The organism is Pectobacterium fontis (assembly GCF_000803215.1).
Classification (GTDB): domain Bacteria; phylum Pseudomonadota; class Gammaproteobacteria; order Enterobacterales; family Enterobacteriaceae; genus Pectobacterium; species Pectobacterium fontis.
On the sequence record NZ_JSXC01000034.1, the window covers coordinates 61,125 to 86,132 of the forward strand.

A 25,008-nucleotide genomic window follows, 5' to 3' on the forward strand; every position below is an offset into this window, starting at 1 on the left:
GTTTTCACGATCGCCGGGCGCTAACGTAACAGCGTGACACCTTCATAACTAAAAATGTTCGGGGAAGGATGGCGATGAAAACGCGTAAGATCGGTTTGGCTAACTATCTAGCCTATGGTTCAGGGGACTTTCTTGGGGCGGGTACAACGGCGCTGACGGCTGCCTGGTTACTCTATTTTTACACCACATTTTGTGGCCTGACGCCGATTGAGGCGACGTTTATCTTTGCGATGGCGCGCGTACTCGATGCCGTCGTCAGCCCGCTGATGGGCTTCCTGACCGATAACTTCGGTTCAACCTGGCTGGGCAAACGTTTTGGCCGCCGTAAATTCTTTATTTTGCTCGGTATTCCCTGTGTGTTCAGCTACAGCTTCATGTGGGTGGGGGAGATGGGCTATTGGTACTACCTGCTGACGTACCTGTTGTTCGATATCGTCTATACGATGGTGCTGGTGCCGTATGAAACGCTGGTGCCGGAAATGACCGACGATTTCAAACAGAAAACCAAGTTCTCCGGCGCACGTATCGCGCTGGCGCAGCTTTCTGCCATTTTGGCCGCGTTCCTGCCGGGCATTCTGCTGGGCTACTTTGGCAAAGACAATGCGGTGTCCTTCTTCTATTCGAGTCTGGTGTTCTCCATTATCTGTGCGCTGGTTCTGACGCTGGTCTATTGCTTTACCTGGGAGCGGCCACGCGATCAGATGTCGGAAGCCTCGCGACGAGCGGAGAAAGAGCGCCAGTCTCTGACGTTAGGGCAAAGCCTGAAACGTCTTAACGTCGAACTGACCTCAACGCTGCGTATTCGCATTTTCCGCCAACATCTCGGTATGTATCTGGGGGGATATATTGCGCAGGATGTGTTTAACGCCGTGTTTACCTACTACGTGGTCTTTGTGCTGATGCAAAGCCCGACGATGGCCTCTAATCTGATGGGAACGATGGCGATCCTGCAATTCATTGCGGTGATCGGCATGATCCCGCTATGTATTCGCTTTGGGCCGGCACCGTCTTACCGTTTGGTGGTGTGCCTGTTTGGCGTGAGTGCGCTCTCCTATGCCGTTCTGTGGTACAGCGGCCTGCATGATACGTTCTCTCTGCTGCTGTTGATCTCCGCGCTGGCGGGAATTGGGCGCGGTGGGATCAACTACGTGCCGTGGAATACCTACACCTACATCGCTGATGTGGATGAGGTGATCACCGCCCAGCGTCGCGAAGGGATCTTTGCCGGGATTATGACGCTGACCCGTAAAGCCTCTCAGGCCGGTGCCGTGATGCTGGTGGGCGTGGTGTTGCAGCTATCCGGCTTTGTGTCCGGGCAAAGCGTACAGGCACCGGGCGTCAGCCACACGATTTTGATGATTTTGAGCGTGGGTACGGTGGGCGTGTTGGCGCTGGGCTTCCTGGTGTCCCTGCGCTTTAAACTCAATCTGCAAACGCACAGCGTACTGCGGGAGGAGACGCTGAAAATGCGTGAAGCCGGGCGGCCTGTGCCGGAGAAAATTACGCCACAGGCGCGGGCCACAGTCGAAATGCTGGCGGGTATGCCGTATGAATCGCTATGGGGCAACAACAATATCGGCTACCTGAACCGCCATAAAGGCGGTAAACCGGTCGCGCACGCCACGCAGCCGTAACTGTATTGAACTGTTAACTGATAACTCAATTGGATGAATGACTATGACCGTATTCAGTGTAAAACATAGCCCACTTTTACGTCAGCCGGAACGTTTCATTTCCCGTGAGGATCTGAAGTCGCTGATTTGCCGTATCACCGACAATCTGGTGAATATCGAGGATAAAACCGGTGAATTCTTGTTACGGCTGGATGATGGTCGGGTGATTGATACCAAAGGCTGGGCGGGATGGGAATGGACGCACGGCATTGGGCTGTACGGCATTTATCAGTATTACCAGCAAACGGGCGACGAGCAGATGCGCGCTATCATTGACGACTGGTTTACTGAACGCCTGGCTGAAGGCACGCCGACGAAAAATGTCAACACGGTATGCCCGTTCCTGACGCTGGCGTATCGCTATGAAGAAACGGGCGACGCCCGTTGGCTGCCGTATCTGGAGCGCTGGGCGGAGTGGGTGATGTATGAAATGCCGCGCACGAACAAGCACGGCTTGCAGCACATTGTTTATAACAACGAAAACCACCAGCAGTTGTGGGACGACACGCTGATGATGAGCGTGCTGCCGCTGGCGAAAATCGGCAAGTTGTTAAACCGGCCAGAATTTGTGGAAGAAGCGACATATCAGTTCCTGCTGCATGTGCAATATCTGATGGATCGTGAAAGCGGCCTGTGGTTCCACGGTTGGACGTTTGAAGGGCAGCACAACTATGCCAAAGCACGCTGGGCGCGTGGCAATAGCTGGCTGACGATTGTGATTCCTGAATTTATCGAGCTGCTGGATCTGCCGGAACACAACGCGACACGGCGCTTCCTCTTGCAGGTGCTGGAAAGCCAGATTGAGGCACTGGCGAAATATCAGGATGACAGTGGCCTGTGGCATACGCTGATCGATGATCCCAATTCGTACCTTGAAAGCTCGGCAACCGCTGGTTTTGCCTACGGGATTTTGAAAGCGGTACGCAAGCGCTATGTTGATCCAAGCTACGCGGAAGTCGCGGAGAAAGCGATTCGCGGCGTGATTAATCACGTCAATCAGAACGGTGAACTGACGCAGGTATCATTCGGCACCGCGATGGGCAACGATCTGGATTTCTACCGCAATATCGCGCTGACCTCTATGCCGTACGGTCAGGCGATGGCGATTCTGTGTCTGGCGGAATACCTGCGGGTTTATCTGTAACCGGTTAATGCCCCTGTCATTTCTCTTTCAGGGGCCATTTTTTCGGACAAATCGATGGCACAAAGAGGTTATGCCAGAGCCACTAGCGTGCAACCATTAGGATAGCGATACAGCGATCAGTCAGGGTTATTTTGTTTATAACTGAGCAAGAATTGACGATCCCAATCCATAAGGTGCGACTTCAACGCCTACGGTAGCAAAGTCGTTACTGACAAAAGAGATCCCTGCGACGTTTCTTGGAACATCTTCTTTGGTAATATCTTCGTGTTGCACAACCTGCGAGGAAATGCATATGAAAAGGATGTCTGGTAAGCACGATCATGACAGTCACCGGGAAAGGGTTGGTTATTGGATTGGCATTCAGTTTCGGCGCATCCCTCAAAACTATCGTCGTTTGATATATCTACTGTCTCTCCCTTTCTGGGGACCTTTGTGGCTATTTTGGTATTTTCTTATCCGAGTTGATGATAGGGAGTGGCGTCAAAATTATCTGGAATTGGAAAAATATTGGATAATTTATCCTCAGACAAAAACAAATACAGGGACTCGTTGCTATTACTGTGGTTCTAATCGCATAGATAGCTATTTGTGGCGGGGTATATCAGGGTATAGAGTTCATTATTGTCATCAGTGTCGAAAGGATCTTTATCGAACAGCGGAATAGTTGATGTGCCGTATTTATCGTATGGTGCATCATTCATATTGATCGTTAGAGCTGTATATATAGCAAGGCTAAAAATTTTACTCCAACACCGCCACAAGTTTGTTTAGAGCTGCCGTAAACTTAGCCGGATTTTTAGCGTTCAGTTCCGCTAAGTTACGTTGTTTACAGCGAATAGCCGGGAGATGTTGAATTTCAGGATCGCGACACGAAGGGATAAATCAAAACGCATCGGAAAAGATTTTTACGCCAACTTATTGAATCACAACAACATAGGGATTGATAAGGAGGCATAAAAAAGGAAAGGTGGTGCCGGACTCGGGATCATTCAGCTTTCTATTAAGTTGAAATATAGAATAAATTTTAATCACTACAGTTGTCAAGACCCGTAGGTTGACCCGTATTTTCATAGATAGATCAGGATGATGGGATGCATACGATAAAGAAATGTCCGGTTCGTTCCTTCGGTTCGATTCCCTATGATGTCGATAAATCGTAATGACATTAGCGTTACGGTTGCTGTATGATTAATATCCAGAGAGTATACTCAAGGATAACATCATGCCAGCGACGAACAGCGTTTCTGTTAAACGCGAAACATTGAATTTACGCATCAAGCCCGCTGAACGCGATCTGATCGATCGTGCAGCGAAGGCCAGAGGGAAAAATCGCACTGATTTTGTCCTTGAGGCTGCGCGTGCTGCCGCAGAAGAAGCGTTGATCGATCAGCGTATCATCATGGCAGATCCTGATGCTTATCAGGAATTTCTTGCTCGTTTGGATCAGGCTCCCGCACCAAACGCCGCGCTGCGCAAAACCATGCAAACGCCTGCACCGTGGGAACAGAAAAAATGATCTCCGCTCCTGAGCCACTCCGCGCCGAACATGTACTATCCTCATTCTGTTGCAGCGTGGAGTCTATGGACAACTGGCTGAAACAACGGGCGATGAAAAATCAGGTCACTGGCGCATCCCGAACTTTCGTCAGTTGCGATGATTCAAAAGTGTTGGCGTATTACTCATTGGCTTCCAGTGCCGTAGCAACGAATGCCGCTCCCGGACGTTTTCGCCGCAATATGCCCGATCCGATCCCGGTCGTGGTGCTGGGTCGTCTGGCGGTGGATACATCATTGCATGGTCAGGGGGTTGGCCGGGCGTTGGTACGGGATGCTGGGCTGCGGGTGATTCAGGTCGCTGATACTATCGGTATTCGCGGGATGTTGGTTCATGCACTGTCTGATGAAGCGAGAGAATTTTACCTGCGTGTGGGATTTGAGCCTTCACCGATAGATCCGATGATGCTTATGGTGACGTTGGGGGATTTGGTGGGGAGTCTATCAATTTGAAATTGATGCTATCATATCAAACACAGTAAATTATATAGTTCAAAATATAGCTTCACTGTGTTCGACCTTGATTATTATAATTCAATCTTTTGATAAATTAATACTGAACCAAATATCAATGATTTCTATAAGTAGTAGGCATATATTGTGAGTGATTTCATCTAAACGCTCTATGTTTAACTCTTCATCAATATTAAAACCAAAATATATTAATGTTGCAATAAGGTTTTTCTTATAGTTTTCTTTTTTGTTTTCAGTAAGAGAATCTAGTAATCCAGTAAGTTTGCGAATTTTAAAATAAGAATCTATTTTTTCTTTGGCATCTGGCTTGAAATTCAATTGTTCATCAAAGAGTGAGTTAAAAAGTTTCTTTTTATTAAGTGTTTTTATTAGGTCTTCCTGAACATTCGAATTTTCTTTCAAGTAAGTATAAAAATCTCTTTCCTTATTCAATATATTATTGTTTTTTGAGTTTATAATTGCGAGTTTATAATTATATAGCCCTATAAAAAATACAAATACAGGTATTAGTGTTAGGGATTGTTTTAAAAATGTTATTGGTGTTTTGAATATTTTCTGCGCATCTACAATGCATTTTTCAGAAAAACAAAATGACAAATTTTTTGTTCTAATGATATCTATATATACGATTATTGCAGAAGTAATCATTAGTAAAAAACAAAGCGTAACAATTATTATGATAATGTATGATATTATATCTATTAATGGCTTTTTAATTTTCATTTTTTATAGGACCTATTTGCCTCAATCGCGATCTAAACTCGCTTGCCTCAATTGGATATAGTTTTTTTAATATATCTAGCCGAAAAACAACCTGAAAATATCGACTTTTATATCTTTCAGTATGACCAAAATTAGTATGATCTTTGGATAAGTTCGATATTACGCGATTGATCCTTTTAATTTCTTTGTGTTCAGGCAGAGGGTCACAATGCTTCTTTAGTAATTTTTTCAAAAGTGGATAATCAGGGCAGTTGACGCGTTTGAGCTTGGTTATTTTACCCTTTACAGAGAAATATTTTTTATGATAACTTAGTTGCATCCTGATTTTATCATGGCCATAACCAGTTTTTACAACTTGATAAACTTGCGTTCTGATATTTGATCTTTCAATTTTAGTAAATCGTGGAGTTGTATCTTCTATACATAACCCATGAACTTTGAAAGATTGCGGCGAATCGGCTGACAGTAATTTTGTTTTTTCTTCGTTTACTGTTAATTCCTTTTTATTAATGAATTCTGAAATAATCGACTCTACAAACTTCCAATCACCTTCTTTTTTTATACGAGATATGGTTATATCATCAATTAAGCGAGTATACCTAAATCCAAGACCACGAAGATATCTAACTTTACTTGGTTCACAGTCGTAAAAATATAAATTTGCTAAATAAGTACTTGTTGGGGCACCTTGAGGGACAAATCCCTCATAAGTAGTTAGCTTTGTGAGGATGCTGGATACTTCATCAGAAAATCGAAAGAGTTCTTTAAATATCTTATAAACGAACCTATCCTTCATTGTTGGAAAGAAGTTTTCAATGTCTAATTTAATTAAAATCTTGGACTTACAGTGTTGTTGAGCACATAAGATATAATCTCGTGGGCTTTCTTTATCTGGAATGGAACCATATAGATAGTCAGGGAAGTTAACTTGACTAAATATTTTATTATTTATTTTTCTGAGTATTGACTTCAACATCCGATTTGGCGCGTATACAATTCTATGACCACCGTTCTTTTTTTCAATAGGTGGCTTAATGTAATATGCTTTTTCTACACCATCCGTAATCAGGCTTTCGAATTTAGCTATATCTTTTATACCCAGTAAGGCAATTAAGCTTTCTTTTCTTTGAATGGGGGTGAAGGTGTTTTTAAAGGAGAAATGTTTTGGCATCTGAACCTTCTTAGATAAAAGTTAGCGTCCTCACGGCCAGGAAGGGCAGTTGAATCCGAAGGAAGCAACGCAAGAGTATAAAGTCCACCCAACCTTCACTAACTTTTTCCAACTGTGTACTGTACTCCGTGGTCTAGCTTTCGCATGGCTCGCCAGAGTGCACCCAGAAAGACCTTTCGGTCGTCCTAGACTTAAGGACAGATCTTCTTGCTTTAGCGCTTCCTTTTTCATCAAGTGAGGTGTTCTTCCCACAGTGTTTTTTTACCAGAAATAAGATAGGTCTTAAAGCTATTTTTTTTCAGATTATGTTTTTTTGTATACTACATGTATTTAAAATCTTACCTCATCTTTAAAATTTATTTTTATTCAAATGGTTAATTTTTATAAGGCGTCAGTGTCCCAATAAACTGAACTATTCACTTTTAGAAATTTTTCAACACACTGATGCTGTGGATAGTTCTATTAGTAAGGCTTGACACCAACACTCCGAATCTCAATCAAATCCCCCAAAACATAAGATTGATAGCATCCTTGATCTCATCCGCGTAGTCGCCAAGATCCGCGATAGCCTCTCCAATCACCTCAACAGGAACGCTCGATAGCTCCGTCGTCATCAGCCGATAGTCTTCGCTGTCGATGCGGATCAGCGGGAACAGCGTTTTATTCACTTTCTCAGAGAGATGATGTGCTTCGATAATCGGAATGACCATACGCCGCTTGGGTGTCTCGACAATATCGCTTTGCACATCGACAAACATTTTGTAGTGACTGGCTCGTTTGTATTGATAAACAATAAATTGCATGATCACCAGTTCCTGTTTTCATCCGCAAAGGAGCCATTCTGCGCGATAAATCGGGCGACTTCTTCCATCCCTTCGCGGTTTTCCTTTTTCCACTCCTCAGCCCTGATGCGGCGGGCTTCTTTACCAATGGCGTCATTCACCAGTCCGGAAATATTGACTCCGGCAGCACTCAGAACCTGATAATTGTCTTTGTCCACGGTAACGCTGACGCGGTGTTTCATTATAGTGCTCCTCTCGTGTGCATACTTTGAGTATATACTCCGCGTTGTTGTTCAGCAATTAGTCAAAATTTAATGCTAACCGTTTAAGTTCCTCAACCGTATAAACCCGAAAAACATGGCGGTGCTTTGCTTCCAGCCTGATGCGCTGATGATTCACGATGACGTGTTTGATGTTATTGAACAGCAGTTCGATAGCCCGTTTTTTCTGTGGATCCGGCACGATGTAGAAAACGTACATCCAGTGATTTTGAGTACGCGCCAGTAAATGGTTGGTGATAATCGACTGGTAGCGGGCTTTGGTTTTCAGGCGACGCTCGGTTTCAATTGCGATGACCGTTCCGTTCGGGAGTGTGATCACCCCATCTGGGCGATGTTTGACCTGATAGCGGCTACGGTACGTTGAACAAGCGCCGCTAATCCACCCATAAGCGCCTTTCTTTTCCAGAATAAGCCGGGCGAGCTGGTTATCAAGGTGATGCTCCAGCGTCCAGCCGGTGATTTTTGCAGGCTCAAAGCGTGCAGGAAAACCGTCATCATCTGGCGTGACGACAACGGCTAATCCGTCATTGGTGATCCCCCACAGAGAGATTTTCACCATTCTGGTGTTTATTTCATGCTTTTGGACCAATCCCATGTCGATGGCTTTTGCCAGCAACAGATAAAGCGGCTTGTGATTTTTATAATCAAAAAGCAGCATCAGGGTTTTAAAGTCGCTGTAGGTTTCTTCTTTCAGAAAGGTGAGCAGAAGTCGCATTTTTTCGTGACTACGTGCCCGGCGTTCACGGTAATCAGAAATCAGCATGGTTCCTCCTTCGCATTTTACTGGGGTGTTCGCTCTTTCGGCTTTATCGCCTCATTACATGGGCGCATACCTTGGGGTACTGGCATGAGTCGACGTCATGAGGCGATCTTGTGGGGATAAAGAGGTAGCAGCTTTGCAACCATGTGCCGGAAAATACATTTCCCGGCACAAAACGGCGTGCGTCAGTGCATGCGGGCTGGACGCCCTTATTGCCTGTCGCATGGGGGTAATGTCGCGGCTGGACGCCACGCCAAAACCCCCAATGTCAACGGCGGCACACCGTCGCGCGCTACGCGCGACTACCCCCTTTGAGACGCCGTTTTTAGCCCACTTTTTCTTTTGCCCGTTCCGGTCAGCGAAAAAATGGGAAAACGCCTTCAAAGTGGGTAGTCGCGCCTCGCTACCGGCTTGTGGCCGGAGACTTAGCGGCGACGGTGTGCGGGGCTGAAGCCCCCCAAATAAACCGACGCGTGGGCGCGTCTTTTTGCTCGCTGGGGCGGCAAAATTTATTCGGCTCCCCCCGGCCTGCTCGGTTTCCCCTGGGGGAAACGCTCGCGGGTGGGTTCGGGCGACGCAAATTAGCCATTTCTGCGAAATTGAATTTACTCGCCTCACGCCACGGTTGAATGCCCGAGAGGCGCAGGCATTCAACCGCCTAACCCCGTCGCGTCCTGTGTCGTGGCTTAATGGCCTGTTGAGCGCGGTCAGCGTTGCAAAAATAAAACGTGCAGGCATGTTTCTACCCCGCTGGAATCAGCCAGTAGGGAAGGCTATCGGGAAAGGGCGGTGTTGCCTGCAAACAACTCAATATCGGATGGGAAGAGTTATTGTTATTGAGCCATGAAAGCAAAAAAGCCCTGACCGTGAGTCAACAACGGCAGAGCTTTAATCAGGCAGAACATATTCAGATGGCTATCTGGCGGTGAGTGAATGTGCGCGTTTGTGCATATCGGTAAGGGCAGGGATGAGTAAACTGATTGCGGTTAACCCATGTCCCAACTGGCACAAGCTTTCTGGCGTCGATTCGCACACGTCATTATCGGCAAAGGTAATCAGCGCATCGCCAATGAAATTCAGGCAATGGCAAAGCCCGGCTTGTGTTTCGGCGCAATATTCTGTGACCCGCGAGAGTTCGTCATTGTCCATGTTTGAAAAGTCCAGACGAGCCAGCGCGGCACTCATGGCGGAGTAATGGTTCTCATAATCCGGCAGTGATTGATAAGACGCGCCCGTGTTACTATCGGTGTCAGCCATAGCATTAGTCCTCATAATGTTGTGGTCAGAAGCCCGGTTAGTGTTCCTAGCACTGCCGGGCTTCGCTCTTTACTGTTGCAAAACACCATGTAATTGCGGTGTAATTACAACTATACCATGCTATGGAATTTGTAATTACAATGTCAAGTGAAAAAACAAAAACAGACCAGTATCAAATTCGACTGTCCCACGAGTTTCGTGCGCAATTAGAAGAACAAGCCCATAAGGATGGCGACAAGACATTGGCTACGTGGATCAAGCGTGTTCTTCGTAAGGAACTCCAGACGCGCGGTATTGAACCAAAAGGCTGAACGGTGATTTGAGCCAGTGATATAGCAAATCCTAACGTGTAAGAAACATTTGGCAGAATGCTCGAATGGTTTTACGACAACGCTCCTGACGGGTTTTCTATCACATAGAAAGCCCGTCAGGAGCCAACAAGCGCAGCGCGTTAGCCAGCCGAATGACTCCGCGCATAAATATAAGGCGCGACGTAGCCCTCGCGGTTGACGTCCATATAATCCGACCACCATTGCATCATTTCGATTCTGGCTTCCAGATGCTCCGCTTTATGCACGTAGGCCGCCCGCACGCCGTTGCGCTCTTTGTGACTCATCTGCCGCTCAATGGCATCCTTTGACCAGCGTCCGGACTCGTTCAGGGCGCTACAGGCCATGGTTCTGAAACCGTGGCCGCATACCTCGCTTTTGGTGTCATAGCCAATCACGCGCAGTGCCTTGTTGATGGTGTTTTCACTCATCGGCTTGTTTAGCGTATGTGCGCCGGGAAAAACGAAGACCGATTCGCCGGAAATTGCCTGAATCTGTTTCAGCAAGGCGACCGCCTGCCGTGACAGCGGCACCAGATGCTCATCCTTCATTTTTGCGCCACGCTCTGAGAACCGCACGCCGTTTACCGCCTCGCGCTGGGCGGGCACGCTCCAGATATGCGCTTTCAGGTTGAATTCATCCCAGCGGGCAAAACGGAGTTCACTGGAGCGCAGAAAAACGTGCAGATTCAGCTCCAGCGCCAGACGGGTCAGCATCCGACCTTTGTAGTTTTCCATTTTCTCCAGCAGTTCAGGTAAGCGTTTTAGTGGCAGGGCGGGGTGATGTTGGGTCGCCACCGGGGTCACGACGCCATCCAAATCGTAAGCCGGATTATATTTGATGACGCCCTGCTGGACGGCGTGACGCATGATTTTGGTCAGATGCTGGCGTACCCGTCCGGCGACGTCATGCACGCCTTTGTCGTCAATTGCCTTAACCAACTGTGCCAGATGGCGGGTTTCAACCTTTGTGATATCCATCGCGCCAATCGTAGGGAACACGTAGCGTTTCAGGCAGGTAAGTATTTTATCGGCGTGTGCGTCTGACCAGAGTTTCAGGCTACTGGTGTGCCACGTCTGAGCGACATACTGAAAGGTGCGGGATTCATCAACGGCGGGGTTGTTCGTTTTGCGAAGCTGAGAAGGGCTGATGCCGGATGCCAGCAGCTTACGCGCCGCATCGCGTTTTTCACGGGCTTCCGCCAGTGTAGTTTGCGGGTAGGGACCAAAAGCCAGACGGTTTTCCTTACCGCCGAAGCGATAGCGGAAATACCATAGCTTAGCGCCGCTGGTGGATATCGTGAGGTACAGGCCTTGCGAGTCGGTGAGCTTATAAGATTTTGCGAGAGGTTTCGCGGATCGGACTTTGCTGTCAGTTAACATGTGAGGGTCACTCCCGTTCATCGAACTGAATGACCCGCAATCTGACCCACAAATTCCCCGATACGAAGGGATAAATCAAAACGCATCGGAAAAGATTTTTACGCCAACTTATTGAATTACATACACATAGAAATTGATAAGGAGGCATAAAAAAGGAAAGGTGGTGCCGGACTCGGAATCATACTCACGATTAACTTGCTGTTTATTATTGTTTTTGTTGGAAAAACGATCAAGCTGCGCCCCCATGAAAGCCCCCATAAAAAATCGCTTTGTTTTTGTGATGGTTGTCGCGAAAAAACGTCATTGTACGAATGGGGCTTCGTTATATGTGGATTGAACCGTGTATAGTTTAAGAGTAAAAACTCAGTCTTACCTTCAGTCGCGGGATTTTGATTAGCTTTCATTGAGATATGATATTGAAGGTTTTGAGATAATATTTGCGACTAAGTTAAGTAATTGTTTGTTTTAAATTATATTTTTTTAATATTTTTGAAATATGCAAATTTGATGATTGAGATATCTAATCAGCATAGCCTGATTAGATTCCCTGAGTGCAAGTTGCTTCCGGTATCTACCTTCTTTGCTTTAGTGAGAGAAAGTTACAATCGGTTGGTTTAAATTTTTGCCAAATATTCGTCTTTAGATAGGCAAATTTGGAAATTTTCAAACCACCACATCATAGTCTTAGAAATCACGCCCTTTTATCGCATTATCGGACTTGCTGGTACCCCAGATTGATGAATTGACACTCATTGTTAAAAGTCTTGTAGCATTAAAAACCTTTAATGAAAACCGCAACCTTCTTGATAGACGTTCTATGATCTGAATTTTGTCTTATCTCTTACAACCTACCGGATATTCGGCAGATGCGGTATGATATAGCCGAACATTTTTCAGCCAGAGAAATCTCTATGCCTTTGCAAATAAAAGACATTATAGATCTGCAAACCCTTGTCGAATCGGAACAGGTAGAGTTCAAGCTGGCAGGGGGGAAAGATGGCAAAGGCGAGTTACCGAAAGACTTCTGGCCCACCTATTCCGCAATGGCGAATGGTCGGGGCGGTTGGGTAGTTCTAGGTGTAAAAGAACAGGCTGGAAAATTTACACCAGTTGGCATTGTTGATCCCGAAAAGATTAAGACCGATCTGTTTAATCAGTTAAACGATCGCGATCGGGTCAGTGCGAATGTGCTGAGATCAGAAAACGATGTGCAACAGATCTCTTTGCAGGGAACGGACGTTCTGGCGATCCATATTCCACAGGCGATGCGCAAACAAAAGCCGGTTCACCTGAAAAAGTCCCCATTTGGTAACACGTATCAACGTCTACACGAAGGCGATCGCCTTTGTGATGATATCACCGTCAAACGGATGCTTGCAGAGCAGATCCACGACAGCCGTGATAATGAAGTGCTTTCTGAACACTACACCTTTCAGGACGATATCGATCTGGACAGTCTGAAAGTTTACCGCAATTTGCTTTCGGCAAATAATCCGCAGCATCCTTATCTGGCCTGCGAGCCGTTTGAACTATTTAAAATGGTTGGTGGATGGCGTAAAGACAGAGAAACTGGAAAAGAGGGAATTACGCTGGCTGGGGTTCTCATGTTTGGTAAATGGGATGCGATTATTGCCGCTGCGCCTAACTATATGGTGGATTATCAGGAACGCCCCGAGGCCAAAACGGAGCTACGTTGGGTGGATCGGGTATGTCCGGACGGGACATGGTCAGGAAACCTGTTTGATTTTTATCGCAAGGTATACCAAAAGCTGGTCGCCGATCTGAAAATCCCGTTTACTCTTGAAGAGGGTCAGCGCAGAACGGATACGCCAGTACATATTGCGCTGCGCGAAGCGCTGGTCAACACGCTGGTCCATGCTGATTTTACCGACCGAGTTTCTATTTTGATCGTCAAACGTCCCGATATGTTTGGTTTTCGCAATCCTGGCTTTATGCGTCTGCCGTTGGAAGATGTGATTGCGGGTGGTGTCAGTGATTGCCGTAACAGGTTACTACACCAGATGTTTTTGCTTATTGGTCTGGGTGAGAAAGCAGGTTCAGGGATGCCAAAGATTTTCAGCGGCTGGAAATCGGCTAACTGGAGAACCCCCAAACTTTGGGAAAAAATGTTTCCTGCACAGACGCTATTAGAGCTTTCTACCGCTAGCCTGATCCCGCAGCATGTTCTGGATGACCTGCATCAACGATTTGGCGAGGCCTTCGATCTGCTTGATGATTTTGAACAGGTGATTGTTGCAACGGTGGCGATTGAAGGATGGGTCAACCATGAACGAGCCTGCCAGTTAACAACACGGCACTCCCGCGAAGTCACGCTGACGCTTCCCCGATTGGAAAGTAAAGGTTTTCTGGTCTCAGAGGGGGAGCAGAAAAGCAAATATTACACCTTGCCCGGCGTATCGGTCATGACACCGGATGAGGTTTTCTCGTTAGGTGCGGTTGTGAGCTCCACACATAACGAGGGTAACTCCGCATATAACGAGCAGAGGTCCACACATAACGAGGGTAACTCCACATATAACGAGCAGAGCTCCACACATAACGAGGAAAGCTCTACATATAACGCCGAGTACGATCAACCCGCGTCCAGGGATGAGTATGGCCGTTTGCTTAACCGCTTTATCGAAAGACCCTATATTGATGATGTTGGCAACCTCACCGAGGCTTTCCGGGATTCGTTGTTTACTTTAGCTGCGGTTCCGCGTGAAAAGTTGCGTCTGGGGGATAAAGCGCTGATGAAGAGTGTTATCCTGAATGTGTGTCAGGGGCAGTATATTTCTGTTGCTGCGCTGGGACAGATCCTTAGTCGTAATCCTAATGCGCTGCGTCAGCAGTACCTAAAACCGTTAGTGGAGCAAGGGGAACTGAAGCTGGCTTTTCCGCAGTATAAGAATGACCCAAAGCAGGGGTATAGTGCTGTTTGAATCTAAGTAGCTGATATATATTTATCCTGATAAGTAAGGTTCTATGAAATGAGTACTTATTTAAATCGTAAAACTATTGATTCTATTCTTAATTCAAAATTAGAACTTCATTGCTTATCGGTTAGGATTTGGCAGAATATTCCTGATGGGCTTGAGCTCTCTGGACATGGTGTTATTAGACAGAATAAATATGGAACATTATATTTGGAATTTATTTGTACAAAATCGCAATATACCATAAAAAATGGTTTTTTACAAAAATACCCTAGTGATAGCCTTAATCCATTAGAGAAGCTATTTGCTGAATTTATCTCATTAGAGGGAATGAAATTTACGGCCGAAGGGTTTTCTATTGAATTAAATATATTTGATTGTAATTCTACTCATATACTATATACAAAACTCCCTTTTATTACGTTTGTAGAAAATAGATTATCTGATTCACGTGATGATTATTTGTATTATGAATTCGCAGAATCATTACACATCCCTGCTAATATTTCAAATAGAAAAACATCAAGCTCCACTGAGTCTGAGAGCTATTCTTGGAATGAAACATTTATCGAATTAAATGAATTTAAAGTAAGAATAAATAATGAAGAAAAATTTCGTATGGTTAGAGTTACTGGTAATTTTGATCCCGATGATTTATATGATTGTATAAATTTTTATGTTGGGTTTTCAGGAGGTGTTTTTCCACAACCGTATGTAGTGATAAAAAATAAAGATGATAAGATTGTCTCAACGATAAAAAGTATTAATAATCAGAATACACATAAACGTTCTTCAAACCCAATCCCAGAACAAGTTATAAATGATATGGGTAAAAAATATGAAGTTGAGCATAGTTATGAGCTTTTCAAGAAAATTCATGAAGTTCATCAAAAAAAACGTGATTATTTTAATAGTATATATAGTCAATGGGTTCAGGTATGGTATGGATTTCAAACAAAGAATTCAATAACTGAGTTAGTTCTTTCTGTCGCAATTGAAGGAATACTGAATGATATTTATATCCCCGCATTCAAAAAAAACAGAATAGATAATAAATTAATTTCAGATATTGAAAAAATAAAATCATTTATTAAAGAAATAAACGTTTCAGAAAATCATAAACAACGCCTAATAAGTAGTGTTTCATACTGGAAAAATATTACGGTATCTAAGGCTCTTGACGTTTTAATCACAGAGGGTGTAATTGATGTTGGTGATAAAAAATCTGGTCTGACATACGTAATGATGCAGCGCATCCTCAGGTGAAAAGTCTTGATTTCCTTCAACAACAAGAAAAAAGAAATAAAACTCTGCAATGTCTAAATCTTTTCCATAAATTAATATTAAATGTAGTGGGATATACAGGGCCAGTTTATATTTTCTCTATGGATAAAAATAACTCTATAGAATTAATAAAGTATAAGGATGTTTTAATCTATTAATTTGTCTGATTCCATATAATGGAGTTGTATTTCTGTAGTGATTATTTTTATTCTATATTGCGTGATGTTTTCGGTCTGAAAAATTTCTTAATCTCTCACCAATTACAGTATCTTTAATCGGGCTATGAAAATCAGATGCTAGGCTTTATTTTCTGAAAATATACATTGGTGGTATATGATTTTTATTTGTCTTTTTTATTCTAAAATTCAAGCGAAATTATTGAATTATGGTGAAATTATTGCACATTTCTAATAATGAGGTAGTGCTTAAGAACTACTGCATGTTTAATCTACCGATTTAGTTGAGTATGTCCAATTTTGAACTTCCGGAAAAACAATTTCCTTAGCTCAAGGGATTATATTTCACCGGAAGCTTGGCAATGATCTTTGCAGGATCAAGCGAGAGTAAACGTGCGATATGGATAAATTCCACAACATCCAACCTTCTTTCTCCATTCTCAACTTTGGCAATAAACGACTGAGGCCGATCAAGTGCTTGAGCCAGATTTTCCTGTGTGATTCCTTTCGCTATACGTGCTTTACGCAGTGACTTGATAACACGTTGATATTCATCGGAGTAAATGGACGCCATCTTATCAATTCCGTTAGAGAGACCGAATTGACTATCAATGACAAACTGCTTTATCCCAAAACGGGATTTATATGTCTTTGTTTTGTCAAGTAATACAGTTAAATAATTGTTTTTTATTAATTATTTTATTTAAAACTGTAGTCATGTCTACTGATAGAAGGTGCGCAATATAGGCAAATTCCACAACATCAAGTCTGCGTTCACCATTTTCTACTTTAGCAATAAATGACTGTGGGCGACCCAGCGATTTGGCCAGACTTTGCTGGCTTATGCCTTTTTTGATTCTGGTTTCGCGGAGCGTTTTTATAACACATTGATATTCTTCTGAATAAATTGATGCCATCTCGTTAACCTTGATTGATATCCCAAAATCGAATATCAGCCATTTATCCAATTATCCCAAAATGGGATAATTGGATCGGTTATAGAGCGGAGTTAGAGATATGAATAAAAATGATTGGCACCCGGCAGATATCATCGCCGGGTTAAGAAAGAAGGGAACAACATTGGCAGCCGTTTCCCGAGAAGCGGGGTTAGCGTCTTCCACGCTGGCAAACGCGTTAACAAAACACTGGCCGAAAGGGGAAAGGCTGATTGCGGAAGCGCTGGGGGTTTCACCTGCGGAAATCTGGCCTTCCCGTTACCGCAAATCAGAAGATCGTTAAAGTAAAACAGGATATCCCGAACCGTTATCGAACTAGGTCGGTAACGGTTCGGGAGAAGGCAAGCGAAGCGCGACAGTTTACTTTTGTTGTTCGCCCCATGCTCTCGCCTCATTACTTCGCCCTATGGTATGGGGCGAATGTATGCGGCGAGAGTGTGAGGCGAATGCAGTGGCAGCAATGCAGCCCTGTTCCGGAAAATATATTTCCCGGCACAAAACGGCGTGCGCCAGTTCATACGGGCTGGACGCCCTTATTGCCTGTCGCATGGGGGTAACGTCGCGGCTGGACGCCACGCCAAAACCCCCAGGGTCGACGGCGGCACACCGTCGCGCGCTACGCGCGACCAACCCCTTTAAGACGCGCGTTTTAGCCTGTTATTTCTCTTTCTCGCAAGCTCGGTGCGAAATAACAGGAAACACGGCTTTAAATGGGTTGGTCGCGCCTCGCTACCGGCTTGTGGCCGGAGACTTAGCGGCGACGGTGTGCGGGGCAAGCCCCCCAAATAAACCGACGCGTGGGCGCGTCTTTTTGCTCGCTGGGGCGGCAAAATTTATTCGGCTCCCCCCGGCCAGCTCGGTTTCCCTTGGGGGAAACGCTCGCGGGTGGGTTCGGGCGACGCAAATTAGCCATTTCTACGAAATGGAATTTACTCGCCTTACGCCACTTTTTAATTGCTGCTGTTCGCATCCATTAAAAAGCCATACAAGCGCGGCCTGTCATATCGTTTGTCCCTGTAAACACGGGTAATTGCGATGGTGAAAAATCCGCTGTTTTATCAGGGATGTTCGGTGCTCGCTTTGCTGCGCTCCGCCTCAGCCCTGATACAACAGCGGCGTAGAGAAACAAGATAAGCCGCCTCTGTTCGATTAGAAGCGACTTATTCCATCGGTGTATCAGTCTGGCTCAGGCAACCTTAATCGACTTCTCAAAGCGATAAGCCGGGATGAATTGATGCTGGCAGGCATCGAGATAATCTGACCACCATTGCATCATCTGAGTCCGTTCGTCGAGGTGTTCCGCTTTGTGAATATAGGCGGCACGGACGTGATTGCGCTCCTGATGGCTCATCTGCCGCTCCACAGCATCTTTTGACCAGCGACCTGATTCAATCAACGCGCTACATGCTATCGTGCGAAAGCCATGTCCGCAGATATCCACCTGTGTGTCATAGCCCATCGTGCGCAGTGCCTTGTTGATGGTGTTCTCACTCATTGGCTTACGGGCATCGTGATCGCCGGGGAAAAGTAAATCCCCGTTGCCGGACAACAGTTTTAGCTGCTTCAGTACCGTTACCGCCTGTTTTGACAGCGGCACCAGATGCGGCGTTTTCATTTTTGCGCCACGCTCTGAGTGGCGCACGCCAGCTATGGGCTCCCGCTGTGCGGGAAGTGTCCACATGGCGTTATCCAGATCGATCTCCGTCCAACGGGCAAAACGCAATTCACTGGAGCGGATAAAGATCAGCAAATTAAGCTGTACCGCCAACCTTGTTAGCAGTCTGCCTGAATAGCCTTCTATCCTTTCCAGCAGTTCCGGCAACTTTTCCAGCGGTAGGGCAGGGTAATGGTTTTTCGGCGGCGGGGTGATCGCACCGCAGAGGTCATTGGCCGGATTGCTGGCAATCAGTCCTTCCTGTACGGCGTAACGCATGATGACCGTCGTGCGTTGCTGTATCCGTGCAGCCGTTTCCAGACAACCTTTTTTCTCCGCTACCCGCAGCGGGATCAGCAGGTTGGCGGTTTTCAGGTCGGTGACAAGGACATTGCCGATGAGCGGGAAAACGTGCAGTTCCAGTGAACGCAGGACTTTGGCGGCGTGTGCCTCACTCCAGCGAATGTTGGCGCCCACCCACTGACGGGCGACGGCTTCAAAGGTATTGCCGTTTTTCTTCGCCTGTTTGTCGTGCTGTTTTTTTACGCCGGGATCGTTCCCTGCGCTGAGAATAGTCCGGGCTTTTTCACGCAGTTTACGAGCACTGGCAAGCGAGACAGTCGGGTAAGCGCCAAACGCCAGCTTTTTCTCCTTGCCGCCGAAGCGGTACTTAAGATGCCAGAGCTTGGAACCGTTAGGTTTAATCAGCAGGTACAGACCCTGCGCGTCGCTGAGTTTGTAAGGTTTATCGAGCGGCTTGGCGTTGCGTATGGCGGTATCAGTCAGAGGCATGGTGGGGGCTCCGTAGTTTATCGAACCGACAGGCCCCCAATTAAGCCCCCAAAAACTACGGATGTCAAAAAATCTGGTAGTACCTTGAGGTACTCCAGATTTTCATCAACTCACTGATTTTTCTATGTTCCCGGACGCATAGGGACGTCCCAAAACAAAAATATGGTGCCCGGACTCGGAATCGAACCAAGGACACGAGGATTTTCAATCCTCTGCTCTACCGACTGAGCTATCCGGGCAACGGGGCGCATTAAACCGTATTGGCCGCGTGGCGTCAACGGGTTTCTGTCACAAAGCGGAGCGCCTGCGCTATTTTCAGGCAATTGTATTATTTGCTGGTCAGTTTCTGGCGATCCTTTCAGCACACTTAGTGCGGCCACGTTTTTTTCATTTATTATGCATCGCATGGCTCGTTGCACTTTTTACCGCGTTGAGTACTGCCTGAATTGTTGAATTTGATGAAAAATAATGCCACTATTGCGCGGTTTTTTAACGTCTCGTTCACCTGAACGTCCCTTTAAGCATAGTTAGACGCGTAGCTAGCGTATAGCTAAAAGAGGATCGCCGATATGTCAGATTCATTGCTCATGGTGCAGCACGCTTGCGCCAGCTCGTTGATGACGTCACTGCGCGTTTCTTCTTACCCCTGCGCCGTTTGCTTTTCTTCCCGTCGATTATCCTCCTTCACCATGCGGTGAGGCGTTCGTTCGCTCACTGTTAGGCATGAGTAAAAATAGAGTACGGCTCTGCTTTTACTGATGTCTATCGGATGGTGCTGGCTCCAGTTTTTCCATTCTTAGCCTACAGTTTAGCTGTAGGGATCATGCGCTTGTCGTTATTGATTGGCATTGTGATTGGTCGGGATTGTTATCCCTGAACGGTGTCTTCCAGGCACGTACACTTACCCTTAACCGTTTGGGTTTGGTTACATGAAACAGTTAAAAATTGCGGCGAATGCAGCGGTTGCCACCCGTTTAATCACTACGCGCGAGATTGTCGCGTTGAGCCAGACTGACTTTACCGATGTGGCGGCGGTCGTGGTTTCAATTGAGGAAGCCCGTAGCGGCATTTTGTCGATATTGCAGCACACGGGCTTTAGCATTCCGGCGTTTGTCGAAGAGCCTGATGAAGATAAAGAGTCCGATGTTCTGCCTGCGGGCAGTGAATGGCTGATTCTTGATGACGACGGCGAACATGCGAGCGTGCTGGAGCGTGCGGCGAAAGCCTATCAGGATACGCTATTGCCGCCGTTTTTCGATACGTTGACCAAGTACGTCAACATGAAAAACACGACGTTTGCCTGCCCGGGGCATCAGGGCGGTCAGTTCTTCCGCAAGCACCCGGCGGGGCGTCAGTTTTTTGAATTTTACGGCGAGAACGTGTTTCGTTCGGACATCTGTAACGCGGATGTCAAACTGGGCGATTTGCTGATCCACGAAGGCGCGGCGAAGAAGGCGCAGAAGCACGCGGCACGCGTGTTTAACGCCGATAAAACCTATTTCGTGTTGAACGGCACCTCTTCCGCGAACAAAGTGGTGACGAACGCGCTGCTGGCGCGCGGCGATCTGGTGCTGTTTGACCGTAACAACCATAAATCCAACCATCACGGTGCGCTGATTCAGGCGGGGGCAACGCCCGTCTATCTGGAAACGGTGCGCAATCCGTTCGGTTTTATCGGCGGTGTGGATGCACACTGTTTTGATGAAGCCTACCTGCGCAAGCTGATCGCGGAAGTCGCGCCGGAACGTGCCAAAGAGCCGCGTCCGTTTCGTCTGGCCGTCATCCAGCTTGGCACCTATGACGGCACGATTTATAACGCGCGTCAGGTGGTCGATAGCATTGGGCACCTGTGTGATTACATTCTGTTTGACTCGGCCTGGGTGGGTTACGAGCAGTTTATCCCGATGATGGAGCAGTGCTCGCCGCTGCTGCTGGATCTGAACGAGAACGATCCGGGCATTTTCGTCACTCAGTCGGTGCATAAGCAGCAGGCGGGCTTCTCCCAGACTTCGCAGATTCATAAAAAAGACACGCACATCAAAGGTCAGCGCCGTTTCTGCAATCATAAGCAACTGAATAATGCCTTTATGCTGCATGCATCGACCAGCCCGTTTTACCCGCTGTTCGCCGCGTTGGATATCAATGCCAAAATGCACGAAGGGGCCAGTGGGCGTCGGATGTGGATGGACTGTGTGAAGCTGGGCATTGAGGCGCGTAAACAACTGCTGACGCGCTGTTCGCTCATCAAACCGTTTGTGCCTGTGACGGTGGGCGGGGCGCTTTGGCAGGATCACGATACGGAAACCATCGCGCAGGACGTGCGCTTCTTCAACTTTGAGCCGGGTGAGAAATGGCACGCGTTTGAAGGGTATGCGGAAGATCAGTATTTTATCGATCCTTGCAAGTTACTGCTGACCACGCCGGGTATTGATGCGATTAGCGGCGATTATACCGAATTTGGTATTCCGGCGACGATCCTGGCCAACTACCTGCGCGAGCACGGTATCATCCCTGAAAAATGCGACATGAACTCGATCCTATTCCTGCTAACGCCAGCGGAAGATGCTGCCAAAATGCAGGAACTGGTGAATGCGCTGGTGCATTTCGAAACGCTGATTGCGCGCGATGCGCCGCTGAGCGAAGTGCTGCCTAGCCTGTATCAGAAATACAAAGAGCGTTATCGCGGTTACCGGTTGCGTCGGCTGTGTCAGGAAATGCATGATTTTTACGCGCAGCACAACGTGAAAGATCTGCAAAAAGCGATGTTCCGCAAAACCGAGTTTCCATCGGTAGTGATGCTGCCGCAGGATGCCAACAGGGAATTTGTGCGCGGGAATATCGAGCTGGTTCCGATTGCTGAAGCAAAAGGGCGTATCGCGGCAGAAGGCGCATTACCGTATCCGCCGGGCGTGCTGTGTGTGGTGCCGGGAGAAACCTGGGGCGGGGCGGTACAGCGCTATTTTCTGGCGCTGGAAGCGGGGATTAACCTGCTGCCCGGTTTTTCCCCGGAATTACAGGGCGTCTATAGCGTCGCGGAAGACGATGGCAGTAAGCGGTTGTATGGTTACGTGGTAGAAGCGTAGCGACGGTTAAAATATTCAGGCTCGGAAACGAGCCTGAATATTTTCTGTCTTAACGCAGGCTGGATTCCTGCTGGTTGGCGAGTTTCACCGCTTCACGCTGCTTTTTCAGCCCGCGCCAGCCGATAATCAAGAGGATTGCCAGCACCGGAACCGTCGCAACCGTCCAGGTGCCGTTCGGGTAATCAAACGCCATCAGCCCCAACACGCTCACCAGAAAAGCCAGCGTCAGCCATGATGTCACGGGCGCACCGGGCATTCTGAACGCCACCGGTTTGGCTTTCCCTTGACGAATCGCTTTACGCAACTGCATCTGGCACAGAATGATGAATGCCCACGAGCAGATAATGCCGAGCGAGGCGATATTCAGGACGATCTCAAACACCTGCGACGGCACTACGTAGTTCAGTACCACGCCGATAATATGGATGCCGACCGTGACCAAAATACCGGTATAGGGCACGGACTGGCCGCTCATTTTCGACAGGAAGGTGGGTGCCGAACCACCCAGCGACAGCGAGCGCAGGATGCGTCCCGTCGAATACAGACCGGAGTTCAGGCTGGACAGCGCGGCTGACAGCACTACGATATTCATAATCGTCCCGATATAGGGAACGCCCAGCTTGCTGAAGAAGGTCACGAACGGGCTTTGTCCGGCCTGATAGGCGTTCCATGGCAGCAGACAAACCAGCAGCGCGACTGAGCCGACGTAGAACAGGCCGATACGCCAGATGACGCTATTAATCGCCTTCGGTAGCACCTTCTGCGGATCTTTGCACTCTCCCGCCGTTGTCCCGATGATCTCAATCCCCGCAAAGGCAAATATCACTCCCTGAACCAGCACCAGCGCAGTCAGAATACCGTGTGGGAACAGGCCGCCGTTATCGGTAATCAGATGCAGGCCGGGCGTGTTGCCGTCCAGCGGGCTGCCGGTGCCGAGGTAGACGGTGCCGACCACCAGAAAAATGGCGATAGCCGCGACTTTAATCAGTGCGAACCAGAACTCCATTTCGGCAAACCACTTCACACCGATCAGGTTCATCAGCGTGACGATGGACAGTGCGCCCAGCGCGAATAGCCACTGGGGGACATCGGCAAACGTACCCCAGTAATGCATGTAGAGCGCGACGGCGGTGATGTCGACAATCCCGGTCATCGCCCAGTTGAGGAAGTACATCCAGCCTGCGACGTAGGAGGCTTTTTCACCGAGAAACTCGCGCGAATAGGACACGAAGCTCCCGCTGGTGGGGCGATGAACAATCAGTTCACCCAGCGCACGCAGGATGAAAAAAGAGAAAATACCGCATACCAGATAGACCAGCGCTAGCGCTGGCCCTGCCATTTGCAGACGAGCGCCTGCGCCAAGAAACAAACCCGTACCGATAGAGCCGCCAATCGCGATCATCTGTACGTGGCGATTGCCGATGCTTTGGTGATAACCCTTTTCCTGAAACTGCTGTCCGTCGGCATGATGCTCGCGATTGGTTGAGGAATGTTGTGTCATTTACTCGGTGTTTTCCTGTCTGTCACGCATCCCGTGGTGACGCGTTCGCTATTATTTTTTTCATTCAAATGACTATGTTTTCGCCTGTGACATTTTTTATGTCGGACATCCCTGTCTGCCACCCTTCGGGCCGTTGCTACGTAACGTTGAAAAACGCTCCCGGCGTTTTTTATGGTGCGTTGAGTGTGGTAAGTCGCATGGCAGAAAACAGCGGCAGAGATGCTACCTTTTCCTGGAGGCTGTGGCAAAAATGGATGAAGGGAAGGTGTGTCAAAAAGTGAAAGCGTGTGGGGATATATCGTTTTAAACGGGGCGGATGTTGCCCCAGTGGTGCGAACCTGACTGGGGTGGAATAGCGCATTCTTGCGATCGTTAGGCTTTCGGTGCATCGGCCTGCGCGGCGTCTTCCTCTGCCTGCCGTAAAATGGCTTTGGCAACCCACTGTGTGACATCCTGAATGCTCTCTTCCTCCAGATGCCAGATATCCTTCAACACCAGAAAAACCTCGGAACCGTAAATGAGCGACAAGGCATAAATCACCCGCTGTTGTGCTTCCGGTGTGATTTTCCCTTCCAGCGGTTCAGTGGCAATTTTGAGCAGGCGTTTACGGTTACCGCGCGTCAGGGAATCTGTATGAAGGCGGTTAGAACGGCGATCGGCCCATTGTTGCAGTGACAGATGCAGCGCCGCACGCAATGCACCTTCGTGCTCCAGCATCCTGGGGTAGGCAAAACGCAGCAGTTCGGCAACGCGTTCGCTGGCATCCGGCTGAGTCGGGTGCCACGCCAGAATCGGGCCAAGACTTTCGCCGACCACGGCGGAGACTAACGCGCTTTGTGTCGGAAAATAGCGATAGGCCGTCGCGCGCGAAAGCTGAGCCGCAGCGGCAACATCGGTAATAGAAGGGAATATGCCTTGATCGAACATATTCATGGCGGTATCAATCAGTAAACGACGGGTTTTCGCCCGTGTTGATGTCAGTTTTTCATCCCGTTCAATCACATAGACCTCATTGAATTTTCGGGCCGGAAGCTATCGGGCAGCACGGCGTTGTCGCCTGAACTATAGCAAATTGAGTGATTCTTGTGCCACGTCA

Annotated in this window: 21 protein-coding genes, 1 tRNA gene and 2 pseudogenes; 9 read left to right on the forward strand and 15 right to left on the reverse strand. The window is 47.5% G+C overall.

The window, feature by feature from the left end:
* Positions 1-74 precede the first annotated feature (74 nt).
* Together OI69_RS11505 and bglB are read left to right on the forward strand one after the other, a co-directional pair.
* On the forward strand, positions 75-1,634 hold the full coding sequence (locus OI69_RS11505) for an MFS transporter (RefSeq protein WP_039350328.1): 1,560 nt from the start codon (positions 75-77) through the stop codon (positions 1,632-1,634).
* Between the two features lie 43 nt (positions 1,635-1,677).
* A complete protein-coding gene (bglB, locus tag OI69_RS11510; RefSeq protein ID WP_039350330.1) occupies positions 1,678-2,817 on the forward strand; it encodes a beta-galactosidase BglB in 1,140 nt (379 codons plus the stop codon).
* Positions 2,818-2,936: 119 nt separating this feature from the next.
* On the opposite strand, the pseudogene OI69_RS20220 reads toward bglB, so the two are convergent.
* Positions 2,937-3,056, reverse strand: a pseudogene (locus OI69_RS20220) (nucleotidyl transferase AbiEii/AbiGii toxin family protein); the annotation flags it as partial.
* Between the two features lie 502 nt (positions 3,057-3,558).
* Positions 3,559-3,684, reverse strand: a pseudogene (locus OI69_RS20225) (nucleotidyl transferase AbiEii/AbiGii toxin family protein); the annotation flags it as partial.
* 355 nt (positions 3,685-4,039) lie between these two features.
* Between OI69_RS20225 and OI69_RS11515 the strand changes: the two are divergent.
* On the forward strand, positions 4,040-4,333 hold the full coding sequence (locus OI69_RS11515; protein ID WP_038921611.1) for a type II toxin-antitoxin system TacA family antitoxin: 294 nt from the start codon (positions 4,040-4,042) through the stop codon (positions 4,331-4,333).
* Positions 4,330-4,824, forward strand: coding sequence for a GNAT family N-acetyltransferase (locus tag OI69_RS11520; protein WP_039350333.1), 495 nt, complete (start codon positions 4,330-4,332; stop codon positions 4,822-4,824). The genes OI69_RS11515 and OI69_RS11520 overlap by 4 nt, the downstream gene beginning before the upstream one ends.
* Before the next feature lie 81 nt (positions 4,825-4,905).
* Here OI69_RS11520 and OI69_RS11525 read toward each other — a convergent pair whose 3' ends face one another.
* The 6 genes from OI69_RS11525 to OI69_RS11550 all read right to left on the reverse strand — a co-directional run bounded on the left by OI69_RS11525 (position 4,906) and on the right by OI69_RS11550 (position 9,819).
* Positions 4,906-5,568 (reverse strand): retron Ec48 family effector membrane protein, encoded by a 663-nt coding sequence (locus OI69_RS11525; RefSeq protein WP_039350336.1) that lies wholly within the window; start codon positions 5,566-5,568, stop codon positions 4,906-4,908.
* Positions 5,558-6,739: a reverse transcriptase family protein gene (locus OI69_RS11530; protein WP_080752638.1), complete on the reverse strand. Its 1,182-nt coding sequence runs from the start codon at positions 6,737-6,739 to the stop codon at positions 5,558-5,560. The genes OI69_RS11525 and OI69_RS11530 overlap by 11 nt, the downstream gene beginning before the upstream one ends.
* A 497-nt stretch (positions 6,740-7,236) precedes the next feature.
* Entirely contained in the window at positions 7,237-7,542 is a 306-nt protein-coding gene (gene ccdB / locus OI69_RS11535) for a type II toxin-antitoxin system toxin CcdB (protein ID WP_039350338.1), read from the reverse strand.
* A gap of 2 nt (positions 7,543-7,544) precedes the next feature.
* The gene (gene ccdA / locus OI69_RS11540) at positions 7,545-7,763 is read right to left on the reverse strand and encodes a type II toxin-antitoxin system antitoxin CcdA (RefSeq protein WP_039350341.1); all 219 of its coding nucleotides are present in this window, start codon (positions 7,761-7,763) and stop codon (positions 7,545-7,547) included.
* Positions 7,764-7,821: 58 nt separating this feature from the next.
* The gene (gene mobC / locus OI69_RS11545; RefSeq protein WP_039350349.1) at positions 7,822-8,565 is read right to left on the reverse strand and encodes a MobC family replication-relaxation protein; all 744 of its coding nucleotides are present in this window, start codon (positions 8,563-8,565) and stop codon (positions 7,822-7,824) included.
* Positions 8,566-9,477: 912 nt separating this feature from the next.
* Positions 9,478-9,819: a hypothetical protein gene (locus tag OI69_RS11550; protein ID WP_039350352.1), complete on the reverse strand. Its 342-nt coding sequence runs from the start codon at positions 9,817-9,819 to the stop codon at positions 9,478-9,480.
* A gap of 140 nt (positions 9,820-9,959) precedes the next feature.
* On the opposite strand from OI69_RS11550, the gene OI69_RS20075 reads away from it, so the two are divergent.
* Positions 9,960-10,130, forward strand: coding sequence for a hypothetical protein (locus OI69_RS20075; RefSeq protein WP_162847981.1), 171 nt, complete (start codon positions 9,960-9,962; stop codon positions 10,128-10,130).
* A 140-nt stretch (positions 10,131-10,270) separates the two neighbouring features.
* Here OI69_RS20075 and OI69_RS11555 read toward each other — a convergent pair whose 3' ends face one another.
* Positions 10,271-11,530, reverse strand: a complete 1,260-nt coding sequence (locus tag OI69_RS11555; protein WP_039350355.1) for a tyrosine-type recombinase/integrase — start codon at positions 11,528-11,530, stop codon at positions 10,271-10,273.
* Between the two features lie 866 nt (positions 11,531-12,396).
* Between OI69_RS11555 and OI69_RS11560 the strand changes: the two genes are divergently transcribed.
* Together OI69_RS11560 and OI69_RS11565 are read left to right on the forward strand one after the other, a co-directional pair.
* Positions 12,397-14,472 (forward strand): RNA-binding domain-containing protein, encoded by a 2,076-nt coding sequence (locus OI69_RS11560; protein ID WP_235319678.1) that lies wholly within the window; start codon positions 12,397-12,399, stop codon positions 14,470-14,472.
* Between the two features lie 48 nt (positions 14,473-14,520).
* Positions 14,521-15,732, forward strand: coding sequence for a hypothetical protein (locus OI69_RS11565; RefSeq protein WP_039350359.1), 1,212 nt, complete (start codon positions 14,521-14,523; stop codon positions 15,730-15,732).
* Between the two features lie 519 nt (positions 15,733-16,251).
* Here the strand turns inward: OI69_RS11565 and OI69_RS11570 are convergent.
* Both OI69_RS11570 and OI69_RS11575 read right to left on the reverse strand, forming a co-directional pair.
* A complete protein-coding gene (locus OI69_RS11570; RefSeq protein WP_039350361.1) occupies positions 16,252-16,500 on the reverse strand; it encodes a helix-turn-helix domain-containing protein in 249 nt (82 codons plus the stop codon).
* 85 nt (positions 16,501-16,585) lie between these two features.
* Positions 16,586-16,843 carry a helix-turn-helix domain-containing protein gene (locus OI69_RS11575; RefSeq protein WP_039350363.1) on the reverse strand — a complete coding sequence of 86 codons (258 nt, stop codon included), beginning with the start codon at positions 16,841-16,843 and terminating at the stop codon, positions 16,586-16,588.
* 100 nt (positions 16,844-16,943) lie between these two features.
* On the opposite strand from OI69_RS11575, the gene OI69_RS11580 reads away from it, so the two are divergent.
* Positions 16,944-17,165 (forward strand): helix-turn-helix domain-containing protein, encoded by a 222-nt coding sequence (locus OI69_RS11580; RefSeq protein WP_039350368.1) that lies wholly within the window; start codon positions 16,944-16,946, stop codon positions 17,163-17,165.
* 903 nt (positions 17,166-18,068) lie between these two features.
* On the opposite strand, the gene OI69_RS11585 is transcribed toward OI69_RS11580, so the two are convergent.
* Positions 18,069-19,328, reverse strand: a complete 1,260-nt coding sequence (locus OI69_RS11585) for a tyrosine-type recombinase/integrase (RefSeq protein WP_039350371.1) — start codon at positions 19,326-19,328, stop codon at positions 18,069-18,071.
* A 163-nt stretch (positions 19,329-19,491) separates the two neighbouring features.
* A tRNA-Phe gene (locus OI69_RS11590) sits at positions 19,492-19,567 on the reverse strand.
* Between the two features lie 690 nt (positions 19,568-20,257).
* Here OI69_RS11590 and OI69_RS11595 point away from each other — a divergent pair.
* Positions 20,258-22,411, forward strand: a complete 2,154-nt coding sequence (locus tag OI69_RS11595) for an ornithine decarboxylase (protein WP_039350374.1) — start codon at positions 20,258-20,260, stop codon at positions 22,409-22,411.
* A 49-nt stretch (positions 22,412-22,460) separates the two neighbouring features.
* Here the strand turns inward: OI69_RS11595 and ansP are convergent, their stop codons facing one another.
* Together ansP and OI69_RS11605 are read right to left on the reverse strand one after the other, a co-directional pair.
* Entirely contained in the window at positions 22,461-23,912 is a 1,452-nt protein-coding gene (gene ansP / locus OI69_RS11600) for an L-asparagine permease (protein WP_039350385.1), read from the reverse strand.
* Positions 23,913-24,284: 372 nt separating this feature from the next.
* Positions 24,285-24,914, reverse strand: a complete 630-nt coding sequence (locus OI69_RS11605; protein ID WP_039350388.1) for a TetR/AcrR family transcriptional regulator — start codon at positions 24,912-24,914, stop codon at positions 24,285-24,287.
* Positions 24,915-25,008 lie beyond the last annotated feature (94 nt).